This is a genomic window from Streptomyces sp. NPDC001822, from assembly GCF_042892135.1.
GTDB lineage: Bacteria > Actinomycetota > Actinomycetes > Streptomycetales > Streptomycetaceae > Streptomyces.
Map to the genome: position 1 here is coordinate 54,229 of NZ_JBIATW010000012.1, position 16,789 is coordinate 71,017.

At 69.6% G+C, this 16,789-nt stretch carries 14 protein-coding genes; 4 read left to right on the forward strand and 10 right to left on the reverse strand.

Annotated features, from left to right (window positions below; all coding sequences use genetic code 11):
* Nucleotides 1-107 precede the first annotated feature (107 nt).
* Complete coding sequence (locus tag ACFYY2_RS25395; RefSeq protein WP_388746734.1) at nucleotides 108-722, reverse strand: YceI family protein; 615 nt, start codon at nucleotides 720-722, stop codon at nucleotides 108-110.
* Nucleotides 723-960: 238 nt separating this feature from the next.
* Between ACFYY2_RS25395 and ACFYY2_RS25400 the strand changes: the two genes are divergently transcribed.
* Nucleotides 961-1,485: a hypothetical protein gene (locus ACFYY2_RS25400; RefSeq protein ID WP_388746737.1), complete on the forward strand. Its 525-nt coding sequence runs from the start codon at nucleotides 961-963 to the stop codon at nucleotides 1,483-1,485.
* Nucleotides 1,486-1,632: 147 nt separating this feature from the next.
* Here ACFYY2_RS25400 and ACFYY2_RS25405 read toward each other — a convergent pair whose 3' ends face one another.
* Entirely contained in the window at nucleotides 1,633-2,859 is a 1,227-nt protein-coding gene (locus ACFYY2_RS25405; protein WP_388746739.1) for a glycoside hydrolase family 64 protein, read from the reverse strand.
* A gap of 650 nt (nucleotides 2,860-3,509) precedes the next feature.
* Here ACFYY2_RS25405 and ACFYY2_RS25410 point away from each other — a divergent pair.
* Together ACFYY2_RS25410 and ACFYY2_RS25415 are read left to right on the forward strand one after the other, a co-directional pair.
* Nucleotides 3,510-5,093, forward strand: coding sequence for an acyl-CoA carboxylase subunit beta (locus tag ACFYY2_RS25410; RefSeq protein ID WP_388746742.1), 1,584 nt, complete (start codon nucleotides 3,510-3,512; stop codon nucleotides 5,091-5,093).
* A 65-nt stretch (nucleotides 5,094-5,158) separates the two neighbouring features.
* Nucleotides 5,159-5,362 (forward strand): acyl-CoA carboxylase subunit epsilon, encoded by a 204-nt coding sequence (locus ACFYY2_RS25415; RefSeq protein ID WP_388746745.1) that lies wholly within the window; start codon nucleotides 5,159-5,161, stop codon nucleotides 5,360-5,362.
* A 101-nt stretch (nucleotides 5,363-5,463) separates the two neighbouring features.
* On the opposite strand, the gene ACFYY2_RS25420 is transcribed toward ACFYY2_RS25415, so the two are convergent.
* From ACFYY2_RS25420 to ACFYY2_RS25455, 8 genes are all read right to left on the reverse strand, one after another.
* Nucleotides 5,464-6,045 carry an ATP/GTP-binding protein gene (locus tag ACFYY2_RS25420; protein ID WP_014048542.1) on the reverse strand — a complete coding sequence of 194 codons (582 nt, stop codon included), beginning with the start codon at nucleotides 6,043-6,045 and terminating at the stop codon, nucleotides 5,464-5,466.
* Complete coding sequence (locus ACFYY2_RS25425) at nucleotides 6,026-6,712, reverse strand: DUF742 domain-containing protein (protein WP_388746747.1); 687 nt, start codon at nucleotides 6,710-6,712, stop codon at nucleotides 6,026-6,028. Before ACFYY2_RS25425 ends, ACFYY2_RS25420 begins: the two co-directional genes overlap by 20 nt.
* A gap of 89 nt (nucleotides 6,713-6,801) precedes the next feature.
* Nucleotides 6,802-7,215, reverse strand: a complete 414-nt coding sequence (locus ACFYY2_RS25430; protein WP_327114137.1) for a roadblock/LC7 domain-containing protein — start codon at nucleotides 7,213-7,215, stop codon at nucleotides 6,802-6,804.
* Nucleotides 7,216-7,225: 10 nt separating this feature from the next.
* Complete coding sequence (locus tag ACFYY2_RS25435; protein WP_388746750.1) at nucleotides 7,226-10,450, reverse strand: nitrate- and nitrite sensing domain-containing protein; 3,225 nt, start codon at nucleotides 10,448-10,450, stop codon at nucleotides 7,226-7,228.
* Nucleotides 10,451-10,799: 349 nt separating this feature from the next.
* Nucleotides 10,800-11,381 carry an ATP/GTP-binding protein gene (locus ACFYY2_RS25440; protein WP_015611636.1) on the reverse strand — a complete coding sequence of 194 codons (582 nt, stop codon included), beginning with the start codon at nucleotides 11,379-11,381 and terminating at the stop codon, nucleotides 10,800-10,802.
* Nucleotides 11,362-11,769 (reverse strand): DUF742 domain-containing protein, encoded by a 408-nt coding sequence (locus tag ACFYY2_RS25445; RefSeq protein WP_003966010.1) that lies wholly within the window; start codon nucleotides 11,767-11,769, stop codon nucleotides 11,362-11,364. Before ACFYY2_RS25445 ends, ACFYY2_RS25440 begins: the two co-directional genes overlap by 20 nt.
* 134 nt (nucleotides 11,770-11,903) lie before the next feature.
* The gene (locus ACFYY2_RS25450) at nucleotides 11,904-12,317 is read right to left on the reverse strand and encodes a roadblock/LC7 domain-containing protein (protein ID WP_006127850.1); all 414 of its coding nucleotides are present in this window, start codon (nucleotides 12,315-12,317) and stop codon (nucleotides 11,904-11,906) included.
* Nucleotides 12,318-12,326: 9 nt separating this feature from the next.
* Nucleotides 12,327-16,010: a nitrate- and nitrite sensing domain-containing protein gene (locus ACFYY2_RS25455; protein WP_388746754.1), complete on the reverse strand. Its 3,684-nt coding sequence runs from the start codon at nucleotides 16,008-16,010 to the stop codon at nucleotides 12,327-12,329.
* A 581-nt stretch (nucleotides 16,011-16,591) separates the two neighbouring features.
* Here ACFYY2_RS25455 and ACFYY2_RS25460 point away from each other — a divergent pair.
* Nucleotides 16,592-16,774, forward strand: a complete 183-nt coding sequence (locus tag ACFYY2_RS25460; protein WP_388746757.1) for a hypothetical protein — start codon at nucleotides 16,592-16,594, stop codon at nucleotides 16,772-16,774.
* The last annotated feature ends 15 nt before the right edge of the window (nucleotides 16,775-16,789 follow it).

Here is a 16,789-nt window from a genome sequence, read left to right on the forward strand (position 1 = left end):
TCACCGGCGAGGGCGCCCGATCCGGCCGTCGCTCCGTGAACGCCGAGCGCCCGCCGTCCTCCCCCGGAGGGGAGGGCCGGCGGGCGGGCGCACTCGCTCGGGGCGGGTCAGGCCTGCGGGGCGGCCTTGATGGCGGAGATGTCGAAGGTCAGCTTGACCTTGTCGCTGACCATGACGCCGCCGGTCTCCAGTGCGGCGTTCCAGGTCAGGCCCCAGTCGGACCGCAGGATGTCGGCACTGCCCTCGAAGCCGACGCGCTCGTTGCCGTAGGGGTCGGTCGCGGAGCCGTTGAACTCCAGGTCGATGGAGAGCGGACGGGTGACGTCCTTGATCGTCAGGTCGCCGGTCACGCGGTAGGAGTCGCCGCCGAGCTGTTCCGCGTGCGTGGAGCGGAAGGTCATCAGGGGGAACTTCTCGGCGTCGAAGAAGTCGCCGCTGACGAGGTGGCCGTCGCGGTCGGCGATGCCGGTGTCCACGCTGGAGATCTGGACGTCGATGGAGGCGGAGGAGGCGGCCGGGTTGGCACCGTCCAGGGTGAGCGTGCCCTCGTGCTCACCGAAGGAGCCGCGAACGTTCGTGACCATGGCGTGACGCACGGTGAAACCGATGCTGCTGTGGCTGGGGTCGATCGTGTAGGTGCCGGTCAGCGCAGCCAGCGCCGGGTCCACGGCGAGGGTGGCGGTCGTGGACGGGGCGGCGTTCTTGCGATTGAACAGAGCCATGGCTTCTCCTCGGGCGGTGTCCGGCGTGATCTGTACGACAAGCCGTCGACGTTTTGGTTTAACCTTCAACGAGATTGACTGTAGCGGGTTTTTGTTCAACGTTCAACATCAAGGGTCCAGGCCGGTCCGAAAATCGCGGTCGGCGCCGCGGGGCCGCTGCTGCCCCCTGGCGGACGCGCGTAGAGCTCGGGCACTATCTCCCTGCCCCGAAAATTGTCATGAGCAGGAGGATTTCCCCATGCTGACCCGTATCGGACTCCGCTCGGCCCTGACCGCTCTGGCCCTCGTCCTCGGCGCGCTCTTCGCGCCCGGCGTCGGCGTGCTCGGCGGCGGTGCGACCGAGGCGCACGCGGCCACCAAGCTCACCCACTCCCAGGCGACGTCCCGCTTCAGCTCCTCCGGCATCACCTGGTCGTCGTCGGGCGGCTGCTCCAACCGCAACGTCTCCACCTGTACGTCCTTCGACCAGCTCAACCTCGCCACCGCCCAGGGCGCCCAGACGCTGAAGAGCGCCACGGGCTGCGCGCTCAACATCACCGGGGGCACCGAGACCGGCCACGCCAGTGGCACGTACTCGCACTGGAACGGCTACAAGCTCGACTTCGGCAAGACCACCTGCCTGACGAACTACGTGAAGGGCGTGTTCAGCTACATCGGCCTGCGCGGCGACGGGGCACCCCAGTACAAGTCCGGATCGGGCAACATCTACGCGGACGAGGGCAACCACTGGGACGTGACCTACTACAACTGCGGCGGCTGCTGACGCACCGGACCCCGCGCGAGGTGCCCCCGGTCCGGTCGGAGCCGGGGGCACCGTCGCGCCCGCACCCCGTCGCACGGGTGCCGGACACGACGCCGGGCCGGACACCGTGGATCAGCAGCGGCGTCCGGCCCGGCGTCGTGCGGTCGGTCAGGAGCCGACGCTCACCGTGAAGCGGCGGGGGTTCCCGTCGTGCGCGGCGCCCGAGACGTCCGGTTCGCCGTCGGGGCGCACGTCGTCGTAGGGGAACGCGTATCCGATGGGGGAGTTCGCGTGGACGACGCGTGACCAGTGGTTCGTCACGGCCCCCTTGTAGTAGTCCGCGACCGTGGTCCCGTTGGGCTGCTGCGGATGACTGAGCATGATCGACCGGTTGAAGCCCGCCGCGATCCTGGCGAGCAGCGCCTTCTTGTCGTCGGAGTCACCCGGGTTGTTCGTGAAGGGCCCGTGGTTGCAGGTGAAGATGTCCTTCGACGTCGGTTTCACGAAGGTGTGCCCGCCCTCGAAGGTCAGCGTGTCACCGCTGACCCGGCCCGCCAGGGTGCCCCGGCCGCCCTGCAGGTCGATCCGCAGGTCTGTGGAGCGGTACTTCTCCCACACCTGGTCGATCTGGGCGGTGAACAGGTCGCGGAACGGCATCTGGTCGGGCCGGTCGAAGAAGGGCGCCATCAGGTTCTGCGGCGAGACGACCCGCAGCACCTTTCCGTCCTGGCCCCGGGTGACCAGCTTGTCCCAGGGCTGCCCGTCGGCCGCCGCCTGGGCCGTCAGGTCGTCCGCGATGCGCTGGACCGCGCCGTCCGGAAGAGGCGCCACGGTGTGCGTCGCGTCGCCCTCCAGGGTCAGGCCGATCGGCAGCGCCGTCACGAGGTCGACGTAGCTGATGTTGGCGTAGAGCTGCTGGGGATTGAAGGTGAACTCGCAGAACGACCAGGTGCGGCCGTAGTTGGGGTCCGTCGCCGTCGCGAAGGCGGGCTCGACCAGGGACGGACCCGGGTTCAGATAGAAGTCCAGCTTGTCGTCGCGCACGAAGTAGACCCGCGCTCCGTACATCTGCGGCAGCGTCAGGACGACCGGGCCGGCGCCCGCGGCCTTGAGCGGGATGGCGCAGTCCACCGGCAGGGGTGTCTGCGGGGCGCCGGGGGAGTCGGGGCGGTAGACGCCGCCGTCCGGGCGGAGCAGGACCCAGCGGTCGGTGCCCTGTTCGTGGCCGGTGACGTATGCGCGCACGGTGCCGGGCAACGAGCGGTTCTCCAGAGCCAGTTCACAGGTCGCCGGGGCGGCCGACGTGCGCGGGCTGAGGGCGCTGCCCCAGACCGGGTAGGTGAGCGCGGTCGCGGAGGCGGCGGCGCCCGTCAGGAACGTTCTGCGCGAAATCACGAGGGAACTCCCGGGGTGTGGGGGGTCGCAGGCAGGGGTGTGGGGGGTGGAGCGGGGAGGGGCGGCCGTGAGGCCGTCTGCGATGCGCACTACTCTCGCCACGCCTCCCGCGACCGTCAAGAGTTATGACTGAGAGCGCTCTCAAGAACGTCTCTTTCTTTACAACTCGACGCCTCCGGGCGGGATTTCACGACAGCGGGGCCGGGTTCGGACGCGTATCGTGAACAGGCTCTGAAGGTGCCGGCGGATCGGTGTGCGCGGACGGGTGTCGCGGACGGTCGGGCGACGTGCGCGACCGACGTGTGCCGGTCGCGCGCGGTGCGGCGCCGCCCGGGGCCGGAGCGGTGCGATGCGCGGTGCGGGCGTCACCCGTTCGAGCGGTGGCGCGCCGGGGCCGGCTCCGGGCCCGGCCTCTGCCATTGTGGTGTCACCGGTCGGCCGCCCCGGTGGATCCGCGGCGTGGCGCGCGGGCCCCGATGTGTCCGGGGCCACAACGGAGCGTTTGTCGGAGCTCTACAAAGCGCAAGCCCGCCGGGCTGGCGGATGGGCTGCATGGTGCGTGGCTTCTGTCAGGTGTTACCAGGAAACCGGGCACGAGACTGTGTGGAGTGGACGGCGGTTTTGTGCTGCCGGCTTCGTAGGGTCGATGCATGACCGTTGTGGACGAAATCCCGGGCGAGCCCAGCGACACCCGTGGCCGCGTGGCCGAACTGCTGGCGCTGCGCGAGCAGGCCCGTCGTGGACCGAGCGAGCGGGCGACCGAGGCGCAGCACGCCAAGGGCAAGCTGACGGCCCGGGAGCGCATCGCGCTGCTGCTGGACGAGGGATCGTTCAAGGAGGTCGAGCAGCTGCGCCGGCACCGGGCGACCGGATTCGGCCTGGAGACCAAGAAGCCCTACACCGACGGTGTCATCACCGGCTGGGGCACGGTCGACGGCCGCACGGTGTTCGTCTACGCCCATGACTTCCGCATCTTCGGCGGCGCGCTGGGCGAGGCCCACGCCACGAAGATCCACAAGATCATGGACATGGCCATCTCGGCCGGTGCCCCCCTGGTCTCGCTGAACGACGGCGCGGGCGCCCGTATCCAGGAGGGCGTGTCCGCGCTCGCCGGATACGGCGGGATCTTCCAGCGCAACACCCGGGCCTCCGGTGTCATCCCGCAGATCTCGGTGATGCTCGGCCCGTGCGCGGGCGGCGCCGCCTACAGCCCCGCGCTCACCGACTTCGTCTTCATGGTCCGTGAGACCTCGCAGATGTTCATCACCGGTCCGGACGTCGTCAAGGCGGTCACCGGCGAGGAGATCACCCAGAACGGCCTCGGCGGCGCCGACGTGCACGCCGAGACCTCGGGCGTCGCGCACTTCGCGTACGACGACGAGGAGACCTGCATCGCCGAGGTCCGCTACCTCATCGGGATGCTGCCCTCCAACAACCGGGAGAACCCGCCGGTCCACCCGAGCGACGACCCGGCCGACCGGCGCGGTGACGTCCTGCTGGACCTGGTCCCGGCCGACGGCAACCGCCCGTACGACATGCACAAGGTCATCGAGGAGCTCGTCGACGACGGCGACTTCCTGGAGGTCCACGAGCGCTGGGCCCGCAACATCGTCTGCGCCCTGGCGCGGCTCGACGGCCAGGTCGTCGGCATCGTGGCCAACCAGCCGCAGGCCCTCGCGGGTGTGCTGGACATCGAGGCGTCCGAGAAGGCCGCGCGTTTCGTCCAGATGTGCGACGCGTTCAACATCCCGATCGTCACTCTGCTGGACGTACCCGGCTTCCTGCCCGGCGTCGATCAGGAGCACGGTGGGATCATCCGCCACGGTGCGAAGCTCCTGTACGCGTACTGCAACGCGACCGTGCCGAGGATCTCGCTGATCCTGCGCAAGGCCTACGGAGGCGCGTACATCGTCATGGACAGCCAGTCCATCGGTGCGGACCTCACCTACGCGTGGCCGACCAACGAGATCGCGGTGATGGGCGCGGAAGGTGCCGCCAACGTCATCTTCCGCCGCCAGATCGCGGACGCCGAGGACCCCGAAGCCATGCGTGCCCGCATGGTCAAGGAGTACAAGGCCGAACTGATGCACCCCTACTACGCGGCCGAGCGCGGCCTGGTCGACGACGTCATCGACCCCGCCGAGACGCGCGAGGTGCTGATCGCCTCGCTCGCGATGCTCCGCAACAAGCACGCCGACCTGCCGTCCCGCAAGCACGGCAACCCGCCGCAGTAGTCGCAGCCGCAGCGGTCATCCCGCCCACGCCCGCGACCACCTGCCCAGAAGACGGAGACACCACCATGAGCGCCACCCCCGCCGATTCGGTCCTGCGCGTCGAGAAGGGCGAGGCCGGCCCCGAGGAACTCGCCGCCATCACCGCGGTCCTGCTCGCCCGGGCGGCCGGCCGCACCGAGGCACCCGTCCGCCGCGGCCGTGACACGGCCGGATGGCGCCGGCTGGAGCGCACCCCCGGTTTCCGTGCTCCGCACAGCTGGCAGGGCTGAGAACGGCCGCTGAGGCCGTTCCAGGGCCCTGACGGCCCACCGGACGCACGAAGGCCCCGTACTCCTCAAGGAGTACGGGGCCTTCGCCGTGCGGCGAGGGATCAGCGCAGGCGCGCCATGAGGGCGTGCTCGACCAGGGTGATCAGAGCGCTCTTGGCGTCCGCGCGGTGGCGGGCGTCCGTCGTCAGGATGGGAGTGTCCGGGCCGATCTGGAGTGCTTCGCGTACCTCGTCGGGGGTGTAGGGCTGGTGTCCGTCGAAGCCGTTGAGGGCGATGACGAAGGGGAGGCCGCTGTTCTCGAAGTAGTCGACTGCGGGGAAGCAGTCGGCGAGGCGGCGGGTGTCGACGAGGACGACGGCGCCGATGGCGCCGCGGACCAGGTCGTCCCACATGAACCAGAAGCGGTCCTGTCCGGGGGTGCCGAACAGGTAGAGGATGAGGTCCTGGTCCAGGGTGATGCGTCCGAAGTCCATGGCCACCGTGGTGGTGGTCTTGTCTCCGGTGTGGGTCAGGTCGTCGATGCCCGCTGATGCGGACGTCATCACGGCTTCGGTGCGCAGCGGGTTGATCTCCGAGACGGCACCGACAAACGTGGTCTTACCCACGCCGAAGCCCCCTGCCACCACGATCTTCGCCGAGGTAGTGGAGCGGGCTGCTCCGCCGCTAGAGCTTGCGAAGTCCACTGAGCACCCTTTCGAGCAGTGTCACGGCTGGTTGGCCGCCGGCGGCCTCGTCGCCGCCGGGCTGATGAATAGCGACGAGTCCGGCCTCTGCCAGGTCGGCGACGAGGATCCGGGCTACGCCGAGGGGGATCGAGAGCAGGGCCGAGATCTCGGCCACCGACTTGATCTCGATGCAGAGCCGGCAGATCCGCTGGTGCTCGGGCAACTGCCCTTGCAGCCTGGCCGGATCGGCCGTGGTGCTGACCAGCGCCTCGATGGCGAGCTGGTAACGCGGCCGGGTCCGGCCGCCGGTCATGGCGTACGGACGGACCAGCGGGTTGTGCGCGGCGGGCTTCGCAGGCTCGGGCGCCTGCCGCTGGACGGGCTGGATGCGGGACGGCGGTGCCTCGAACCGCTGCGGCGGCCCCTGTTCGTGCTGCGGCTGCTGCTGGTACGGAGGCTGCTGCTGCGACCACCCGGGGTCGGGCTGCTGCTGCCAGTCGCCGCCCTGCTGGGCCTGCTGCCAGTCGCCGTCCTGCTGGGCCTGCTGGTAGGGCTGATACGGCTGGTAAGGGTCTTGCGGACCCTGTCTGCCGGGCATGGAGGGGGCGCTGAAACGGTTGTCACCCTGCTCACCCGGGACCCGCTGACCGCCCTCGTACGGGTGTCCGCCTGTGGGTGTTGCCACGTTTCCTCCTCCGACTGCCGGTCGCCATCCCAGTGGTGCCGCGCCACCGCACCTTATGGCGCGGTGACGAGAAACGCACTGTCTGTCTATTAGTTAAGAAGACTTCCCTGCAGCTCGGCGCGGAGATCGGGCGTGAGGACACTTCCTGCACGGTCTACGAGAAGTGCCATTTCGTATCCAACCAGGCCGATATCGGCATCCGGGTGGGCGAGGACGGCGAGTGAGGATCCGTCGGAGATGGACATGAGGAAGAGAAATCCTCGCTCCATCTCCACAACGGTCTGATTTACGGCACCGCCTTCGAAGATCCTGGAAGCACCCGCCGTCAGCGACGTCAGGCCGGAGGCGACGGCCGCCAGCTGATCGGCGCGGTCACGAGGGAAACCTTCGGACATCGCCAGCAGGAGTCCGTCGGCGGAGACCACCACCGTGTGGGACACCCCGGGGGTGCTGTCCACGAAGTTGGTGATCAACCAGTTGAGATTCTGCGCCGCCTGGCTCATCGGGCTCACACTAACGCTCCTGGTTGTAGGTATTACTTGTGTCCGACCCCGCGGTACGTCCCCGCTGGACCCCGCGGCGCAGGTTGCTCAACCTGCCCCGCACGTCCTCCGGAGCGCGGGAGACCTGTGGGCCGCCCTGCTGGGTCTGCTCCGCAGTGCCCTCGACCAAGTTGGCCTTGGGCACGCGCCGGGGGAGTCCGGACGGGGTGATCCCGCCGGCCTTCGGATCCCGGAGCTTCTCGGCCCGTTCCCAGCGCTCGTCGTTCGCCGAACGCCAGTCGTCGCCGTCGGCGGCCTCCGCCTGCTGCTGCGGGGCGGTCGGCCGCGGCCGCTGTTCCGGCACCGCGGGCTGATCGTTTCCGCGCCCGGTCGGCTGCCAGTGCTGCTGGCCCGCGCCACGGCGCGGGAGGCCCGCCTCGGTCAGATCGTGACCGGGGCTGGGGGTGGGTCCCGGGCGGTCGAAGCCTACGCGCTCCGCCTCCTCGGCGGGAGCGCTCGGCGCAGATTCCGTTTCGGACTGCGCCTGAGGCTCGAAGGAACCCTGGTAGGAACCCTGAGCTGCCCAATCACCTTGCTGGGACTGATCGCCCAGCGGTGCGAACTGCTCGGAGTACTGCTCCTGCGAACCATCCGGGGCCGGGTACGCGGATTCCGCATAGCCGTTCTGCTGCGGCTCCTGGTAGCCGTTCCCCGCGGCGTACGGCTCGTAGCCGGTCTCGTAGCCGGGCTGCTGGGCGTACTCCTGCTGCCCCTGGGCGTACTGCTCGGGTGCGTACTGCTGCTCCTGGGCGTACTGGCCCTGGCCGTACTGCTCCTGCGGGAAGCCCTGCTGCGACGCGTCCTGCGGGAAGCCCTGCTGCGGCGCGGCCCCGTTGCCCTGGAAGTCCTGGCGTTCGCCGCCGGTCTGCGCCTCCAGAGCGGCACGCCGCTCCTCACGCATCAGCGAGCGGTTGACCGGGTCCAGCTGCGGGGAGTCCGCCGCGGGGGTGTCGTAGCGCGAGTCGTCGAAGCCGAGCTCCGCCGCCGTACGCATCGGGACCGGTTGCGGCATCGGGTCGAACGCGGTCGCCTGCTGCTGCTCGGGAATGATCGAGGAGACGGTGAAGTCCCCCTCGGACGAGGACTCGCCACCGCCACCGTGGGTGATGGGGTCCGGCAGCATGACCAGCGAGGTGGTGCCCGCCTGCTCGCCCGAGGGGCGCAGCTGGACACGGATGCCGTGCCGGTCGGCGAGCCGGCCGACCACGAACAGACCCATGCGCTGGGACACCGAGGCGTCCACGGTCGGCGGGTTGGCCAGCTTGTGGTTGATGTCCGCGAAGTCCTCGGCGGTGAGGCCGATTCCCTTGTCGTGGATCTCGACCATGACCCGGCCGTCGGGCAGCCGGGTCGCGGTGACGCGGACCTTGGTCTGCGGGGAGGAGAAGGTGGTCGCGTTCTCCAGCAGCTCGGCCAGCAGGTGCACGAGGTCGGTCACGGCCTGGCCGTGGATCTCGCTCTCCGGCACACCCGTGAGCTCGATGCGCTCGTAGGACTCGACCTCGGACGAGGCCGCACGCAGCACGTCGACCAGCGGAACCGGCTGGTTCCAGCGGCGGCCGGGCTCCTCACCCGCGAGGACGAGCAGGTTCTCGCCGTTGCGGCGCATACGGGTGGCCAGGTGGTCCAGCTTGAAGAGGCTCTCCAGCTGGTCCGGGTCCGCCTCGTTGTTCTCCAGGTCGGTGATGAGGGTCAACTGGCCCTCGATCAGCGACTGGTTGCGGCGCGAGAGGTTGGTGAAGATCGCGTTGACGTTGCCCCGGAGCATGGCCTGCTCGGCCGCGAGCCGGACCGCCTCGCGGTGGACCTGGTCGAAGGCGCGGGCGACCTCGCCGATCTCGTCCTGGCTGTTGATCGGAATGGGCTGCACCCGGGTGTCCACCCGGCCGGGCTCGGTCCGGGACAGCTGGTCGACGAGCATCGGGAGCCGCTGCTCGGCGATGCCGAAGGCGGCCGTACGCAGCTGGCGCATCGAGCGGCTCATCTGGCGGGCCATGAGCCCGGCGATGATGAAGGCGGCCAGCAGCGCGATGATCACGATCGCACCGTTGAGGATGGCGTCGTTCCTGGCGTCGGTGGAGATCTCCGCCGCCTCGGTCACCGCCTTGTCCACGAACTCGTTCTCGACCGTGGTGTAGCCGTCGAACTTCGCTGTGGCCGCGGCCATCCAGGTCTCGGGCGTGATGCCCTTGGCCTTCAGCTCGTCGGGCTGCTTGCCCTGGCCGATCTGCTGCGCCATTCCGTCGAACACCGAACCGTCGATGCTCGGGGGCGTGACGAAGGGCTTCCCGGCGGCCTTCGCCTGGGCCTTGGCGGCCTTCAGCTGCTCGGCCCCCTCGGCGGCCTTGCCGGACATGACCTCCTTGAGGCGGGCCGCGTCCGCCGCGGTACCGCCGGAGAGGAACTCACCGAGTGCGATCTGTTCCAGGTAGTTGTACGAGCTGAACGCCGTGACCTGGCCGTTGAAGTTGCGCTCCTCCTGGCTCGGCCGCACCAGCAGGTGCATGCCGATCGAGCGCTGAAGCGATTCTGCGGCCTTGGCCAGCTCGAGCGCGTACACGGTCCGGCCGTAGCTGGTGATGTTGCCGGTGCCCAGGCCGAGCTCGTTGGAGAACTCCATGAGCGAGTGCTGGACCTTGGTGTAGCCCTCTTCCGTCTTCACCGGGTCCATGGCCTCGGCGTAGGCGGCCTTGCGCAGCTCCGGAAGAAGCGGTTCCTCCACCTTGAACAGCTTCAGGCGGCGGTCGAGCCCTTCCTTGTCCGGCATGCCCTGCACGGCTTCGTCGAACTTCGCGGCGGCGGCGTCGGTGGTGGCACGCACCTCCTCGACCTCGGAAGCGGTGCGCTTGTTGGAAAGCAGAGGCTGGGCGCTGAGGTCACGCTCGTTCAGCAGTGCCTGTCCGTAGGCCGCCGCCGCGCGGACCACGAGAGCCGTCTTCTCCGCGTCCTGGGCCTCGTTCCAGGTGTCGACCGACCCCTTCACCTGGAAGCCGCCCATGACCAGGCCGACCAGCGCGGGTATGAGCAGAATCGCGTTCAGCCGGGTGGGCACCCGCCAGTTGCGCGGTGACAGCCGGCTGGTGCTGCCACCCGCCGGCTCCGCCTCGGACGTGTCCGAAGGCGACACCGCGGCGCGCGGTGGGGTGAAGTTGCCCCGCTCCGGCTGCGCTGCGGAGCCCTCGTTGCTTCGCCTCACTCGACCAACAACCTCTCGGCGTCGGCACCTACGTTGTGCCGGATTATCGTTCACGGGCCGTACTGCTCGGTAGTTCGAGGCATTGCAGCACGCGGACGGGTCGCGTTCCAAACAGTCGGAATATGTAATTCCGAGTGACGCCCGTCAAAGATAAAACGGGCATAAAGAGCGAGCCCCGTCAAAAGGCGAGGCTCGTGTGCGCGCAGCGGCACCGGACGTACGCGCCGGGTGGCGATGGCGGGGCAATTCACTGTCGAAATGTTATGAACACGGGGGCGGATCGTGTCAAAGGACACAGCCCGCCCCCGTGCGACTACAGCAACTTCCGTAGATCGATACGGACTTGCGCCTACTTCAGCCGAGCCATGAGGGCGTGCTCGACCAGGGTGATCAGGCCGCTCTTGGCGTCCGCGCGGTGGCGGGCGTCCGTCGTGATGATCGGAGCGTCGGGGCCGATCTGGAGTGCTTCGCGTACCTCGTCGGGGGTGTAGGGCTGGTGTCCGTCGAAGCCGTTGAGGGCGATGACGAAGGGGAGGCCGCTGTTCTCGAAGTAGTCGACTGCGGGGAAGCAGTCGGCGAGGCGGCGGGTGTCGACGAGGACGACGGCGCCGATGGCGCCGCGGACCAGGTCGTCCCACATGAACCAGAAGCGGTCCTGTCCGGGGGTGCCGAACAGGTAGAGGATGAGGTCCTGGTCCAGGGTGATGCGTCCGAAGTCCATGGCCACCGTGGTGGTGGTCTTGTCTCCGGTGTGGGTCAGGTCGTCGATGCCCGCTGATGCGGACGTCATCACGGCTTCGGTGCGCAGCGGGTTGATCTCCGAGACGGCACCGACAAACGTGGTCTTACCCACGCCGAAGCCCCCTGCCACCACGATCTTCGCCGAGGTGGTGGCGCGGGCCGTACCGCCGCTAGAGCTTGCGAAGTCCACTGAGCACCCTTTCGAGCAGTGTCACATCCGGCGCGCCGCCGGCCTCTCCATTGCCCGGCTGGTGGATGGCCACCATGCCGGCTTCCGCCAGGTCCGCCACGAGGATCCGCGCCACGCCCAGGGGCATGGACAGCAGGGCCGAGACCTCGGCCACCGACTTGACCTCACGGCAGAGGTGGCAGATCCGCTGGTGCTCGGGGAGCAGCGTCCCGAGGTGAGCGGGGTCTGCCGTGGTGCTGACCAGCGCCTCTATGGCGAGCTGGTAACGCGGCCGGGTCCGGCCGCCGGTCATTGCGTACGGACGGACCAGCGGCTGGTCGCCTTCACCGTCGTACGACGCGTGGTGCAGTGCGCCGTACGGATCCGGTGAGGCGGGTGGCGGGGTCATAAATCCTCCGGGCGTGACAGCAGGGGGTCGGCCTGCGGTCTGAAGGTGGCCGGTGGGGGGCTCGTGCGGCCGGATGGGTGAGGGTTTTGAGTAGTACCTGGGGGGATCGTGTCAGGCGTCTGCCGCATGGCCGGCTAGTGGAGCAGACTTCCTTGTAGCTCGGCGCGGAGATCCGGGGTGAGGACGGTCCCCGCGCGGTCGACGAGAAGGGCCATCTCGTACCCGACCAGACCGATGTCCGCGTCCGGGTGGGCGAGGACGGCGAGTGACGATCCGTCGGAGATGGACATGAGGAAGAGGAAACCCCTCTCCATCTCCACGACCGTCTGGCTCACGGCGCCGCCTTCGAAGATCCTGGAGGCCCCCGCCGTCAGCGACGTCAGACCGGACGCGACGGCCGCCAGCTGATCGGCGCGGTCGCGCGGGAAACCTTCGGACATCGCCAGCAGCAGGCCATCCGCGGAGACCACCACCGTGTGGGACACCCCTGGGGTGTTGTCCACGAAGTTGGTGATCAGCCAGTTCAGATTCTGCGCGGCCTGACTCATGGGGCTCAACTAACGCTCCTGCTGGTGAGTGGGGCCGAGATGGAAACTGCCGGTAGACGAGCCGTTGTTGGCCTGTCGTCCCTGCTGGATGCCCCGGCGGAGATTGGTCAGACGGCCGCGTACGTCATCGGGCGCACGCGAAACCTGGGGTCCGGACTGATGATTCTGCTGCTGAGCGGTGCCCGGTACCAAATTGGCACGTGGGACCCTGCGGGGCAGCCCGGACGTGGTGATCCCGCCCGCGGCGGGCTTCTTGACCCGCTCCGCCTGCCGCACGAGCTCGTCGTTGGGCGAAGCGCGCCAGGAACTCGTGACGGCCGCGTCAGCCGCACCACGCCGGGGCATGGGCGGAGCCGGGTTGTCGAAGGGCTGGGGAGCGACCGGTGCCTGCGGCTGCTCGACGGCGGGCGGCTGCTGGCTGCCCTGCTGCGGGCCGTGGAACCAGTTCGTCTCCAGCGTGTCGAACAGCGGCGTACGTCCGTCACCCGGGCCGGCGGGCGGCAGCACCTCGTGCTGCTGGAGCACCGGACGCTGCGGCAGCTCGCCGGCGGGAGGCGACGGGTGCCGCGGTGCGCCGTAGCCGTTGTCCTGCTGGTGCGGCGCGGGCATCTGCGGACGCTGCGGAGCCTGGGCGCCGTAGCCCTGGTCCTGCGGCATCGGGGCGTCGAAGTCCGGGCGGGCGAACTGTGCGGTGCTCGCCACGTCCGGGACCTGCGGCGCCTGCGGCGCGGAGAAGTCCGGGCGGGCGAACTCCGACGTGGCGCCGTATCCCTGGGGGTCGTTCACCGGCGGGCGCTGGTTCTGCGGGCTGAACTGCTGGTTCGGGGCGGAACTGCCCGGCCGCGCGAAGCGTCCGGCGTCCGTCTCCTCGTGACCGCGCGGGACGTCCGGCTGCGGCCGCCGCGGGGCGCCCTGCTCCTCGGCACCCCAGTTCGGGGCCTGCGGGTGCTGCTGCTGGTTGCCGCCGGGCAGCTCGGCCCGCGGTCCGCCGGACGGCGGCAGCTGGCGGCCGGGGCCGCCGGGCTGCTGCGGCGCGCCCTGACCGAACTGGGCCTGCTGCGGCTGCGGAGCCTGCCGGGCGGGCGGGCCGCTCTGCTGGCCCGCCTGCGGTCCGGAGTGACCGAAGAGGTTCGGCCGGTTCGGGTCCGTGCCCGCCGGTCCCTCCTGCTGTCCGCGTGCGCCCATCCGGGCGCCGCCGAATGCTCCGGAGAGTCCGCCGCCCTGACGCGGCGCCTCCGGGCGGCCCTGGCTGGGCAGGCCGGGGGGCTGCTGGTTGCCGAACTGCTGGCCGTTGCCCTGCTGCTGGCGCGGTCCGCCGTCGCGCGAGGGCAGCGCGGCCCGCGGCGCGGAACCCGCGCCGACCTGGCCGGCCGGGGCGGACGAGCCCAGGCTCTTGGCCGGAGCCCCCGCGGGGCCCGCGAGGCCGGGACGCTGCCCGCCGCCGGGAGCGCCGCCGGCGAGGAGCCCGCCGGGTGCGCCGCCCTGCTGGCCGTTGTTCTGCTTCGGCGGCTGCTTGCCGCCGTGCGCGACCTCCATGGGCAGCATGACGAGCGCGGTCGTACCACCGGAGTCGGAGGGGCGCAGCTGGATCCGGATGCCGTGACGCAGGGACAGCCGGCCGACCACGAACAGACCCATGCGGCGTGACACCGAGACGTCCACGGTCGGCGGCGATGCCAGCCGCTCGTTGATCGCGGCCAGGTCCTCGGGGGAGAGACCGATACCGGTGTCGTGGATCTCGACGAGCACACGGCCGTCGGGCAGCGCGTGACCGGTGACCCGCACCTTCGTCTGGGGCGAGGAGAACGACGTGGCGTTCTCCAGCAGCTCGGCGAGCAGGTGCACGAGGTCGTTGACGACACGGCCGGCCACCTCGGTGGCGGGCACCGCGGCCAGTTCGATGCGCTCGTACTGCTCCACCTCGGAGGCGGCGGCACGGAGCACGTCGACCAGAGGCACGGGACGCGTCCACCGGCGGCCCGGCTCCTCGCCCGCGAGGACGAGGAGGTTCTCACCGTTCCGGCGCATACGGGTCGCGAGGTGGTCGAGCTTGAAGAGCGAGGACAGCTGGTCCGGGTCGGCCTCGCGGGACTCCAGTTCGGAGATGAGCGAGAGCTGACGCTGGATGAGGCCCTGGCTGCGGCGCGAGAGGTTGGTGAACATCGCGTTGACGTTGCCTCGCAGCAGCGCCTGCTCGGCGGCCAGTCGGACCGCCTCGCGGTGCACGTCGTCGAAGGCCGCGGCCACCTTGCCGATCTCGTCGCGGGAGTGGACACCGACCGACTCGACGGTGGTGTCGACGTCCTGCGGGTCCGTCTCGGAGAGCTGCTTGACGAGCTCGGGCAGACGGTCCTGGGCGACGCGGGTCGCGGTGTCCTGCAGGCGGCGCAGCGAGCGGATCATGGACCGCGCCACGACGAAGGCGCCGACCAGCGACACGCCGAGGACGATGAGGATGATCGCACCGTTGAGGATCGCGTCGCGCTGCGACTCCTCACGGAGCTCGCGGGCCTTGCTCTCCATGTCACCGAGGAGGGTCTCCTCGATGGTCTTCATGGCCTGGATCTTGTTGGAGCTCTGGTCGTACCAGTCCATGTACGTGCGCGTCTTGTTGCCCGCCATGCCCAGCGGGCTGTCGAGCACCCGCTTCGCGTACATGTCGGCGGCCTTGATCTCGGGGTTGCCGTTGTCCAGCGGCGCGAGGAGATCGGTGGAGCTCTTGCCGGTCGACTCGTAGGTCGACTCGAAGGTCTGGAGGGTCGTGTCCGCCTTGTGGAGCGCGTTACGGCCGAACGCCTGGTCGTTCTGGCCCAGGTCGGTCTTGTCGCTGTCGCCGCCCGGCAGGGCCGCGGCGATGATCGCACGTTCGACCGACGCGTACTCCTTGGAGGAGGAGAAGGCGGCCAGGGCCCGGGTGCGCTTGATCATCTCCGGGTTGCTGGTGGCCTGCGCCATGTCCTGGGAGAGGCTCAGCAGGGAGGTGATCAGCTGGCTGTACTGGTCGACCGTGTTGAGGCTCGGCGAGCCCTTCGCGTAGGCGTCCTTGCGGATGCTGGTGATGTTGCCGAGCTGGTTGCTGATCTGGCTGACGCTCGCGTGGATGCTGTCCAGCGCCGCGTCGCCCGGCGTGTTGCCGATCTCGTCCGTGGCCTCGAGGAAGGCCTGCTCGGCACGGTCGGTGCGCTTGCGGGGCTCGGTGACCTTGAAGTCGGTGGCCTTGACGCCGTTCTTCAGCGGGCCGGCCGACTTGTCGCGCTCCTCCTGGAGCGCGTTGGCGAGGGCGGTCGCCTGCTTCGTCATCTTGGTGAGCAGCTGCATGTGCTCCAGCTGATCGATGTCGTTCATCGACTCGTTGATGCGCAGCCCGCCCAGGGTGGTCGCGGCGACCACGGGGAGAGCGAGCAGGGAGACCAGACGCGTGCTGATGCGCCAGTTGCGCAGGGCTATGCGCGAGCCCGTGTTGCTGGGGCCGGACGGCTTGACGGGCGCCGTGACGTCCGCGCTCGCGCCGCTCTGGGTGCCCGGTCGCTGCGCCCGGTCGCCGCCGTCACCCGCCGCGCCGGGATTCTGGGCGTGCTGGGGTGAGGCGCCGCGGTCGTTCCCGCCGCGCGGCTCCTGATCCGCCGGAGTTTCCCCTCGGCCCTGGCGGGGCTGGGGCGACCCCGAGCCATCCCTCTTGAAACGTCCCTGCACTAGCGTCGCAACCTCTGGACCAGGCGTCCCTCCGCGCGTGGCGCGGCAGGACGGTGTCGGCGTCGTGGGGCGCTGGACGCGCCCCATGGTGGTCGTGAGTGACCGGCGTACTTCCCCCTCCCGCCGCCACTCGGCGCTGCGTTGCGCCCCTGCGCGCTGGGCCTGAAACCCGCGGCGGTGCGTGGAATTTCAGCACAGTGGAGGATCTCCAACAAGGCCCGTGTACCGGGCTGTGACCTGTATGACACGGTGTGATGGGTGGGTCACCAGGCGTGGATCGTGTTCAGGGTCAAATGGGGTGAATAGGGGTGTCGTCATCGGGGGTGCGGGGTGTCCCAGACGACATGATCGGGAGCGGAATGCCAGATTCAGTGCCGGATTGTCTGCTTTGCCTCACGCGATCAGCTGTCCGTGATGACTGCTTTGTCACTCACTTCGTGAGCAAACTCACATCATGATCGGCGTCTCTTCCCGGTCCGGGCGGGGAATCGGATGTTTAGCCTGGCGCTTTACAGGGATAGCGAATCCGACAACCGGCGCCCCTCCCGGCGGCGCCCCGGCGGCAAGGGCCCACACGGCAGATGAAGACGACGATGACGTTCCGCAACATTGCCAACCCCCGGCGCACCACGCTGGCGCACCTCGACGGCGCCGGGACGCTGCACACACCGCAGCAGCCGGAGCACGCCGTCGACCTGCCGACCCAGACGGCCAACCCCCGCCGCACCATTCTCATGGAGGCCCCGGTCACGGCCGCCGGCTGACAGCCGCCGCGACGC

What these genes read in the sequence shown, in the direction of transcription:
- ACFYY2_RS25395 (WP_388746734.1), bottom strand. Translation starts at nt 722, where the DNA reads ATGGCTCTGTTCAATCGCAAGAACGCCGCCCCGTCCACGACCGCCACC.
- ACFYY2_RS25400 (WP_388746737.1), top strand. Translation starts at nt 961, where the DNA reads ATGCTGACCCGTATCGGACTCCGCTCGGCCCTGACCGCTCTGGCCCTC.
- ACFYY2_RS25410 (WP_388746742.1), top strand. Translation starts at nt 3,510, where the DNA reads ATGACCGTTGTGGACGAAATCCCGGGCGAGCCCAGCGACACCCGTGGC.
- ACFYY2_RS25415 (WP_388746745.1), top strand. Translation starts at nt 5,159, where the DNA reads ATGAGCGCCACCCCCGCCGATTCGGTCCTGCGCGTCGAGAAGGGCGAG.
- ACFYY2_RS25430 (WP_327114137.1), bottom strand. Translation starts at nt 7,215, where the DNA reads ATGAGCCAGGCGGCGCAGAATCTCAACTGGTTGATCACCAACTTCGTG.
- ACFYY2_RS25445 (WP_003966010.1), bottom strand. Translation starts at nt 11,769, where the DNA reads ATGACCCCGCCACCCGCCTCACCGGATCCGTACGGCGCACTGCACCAC.
- ACFYY2_RS25450 (WP_006127850.1), bottom strand. Translation starts at nt 12,317, where the DNA reads ATGAGTCAGGCCGCGCAGAATCTGAACTGGCTGATCACCAACTTCGTG.
- ACFYY2_RS25460 (WP_388746757.1), top strand. Translation starts at nt 16,592, where the DNA reads ATGAAGACGACGATGACGTTCCGCAACATTGCCAACCCCCGGCGCACC.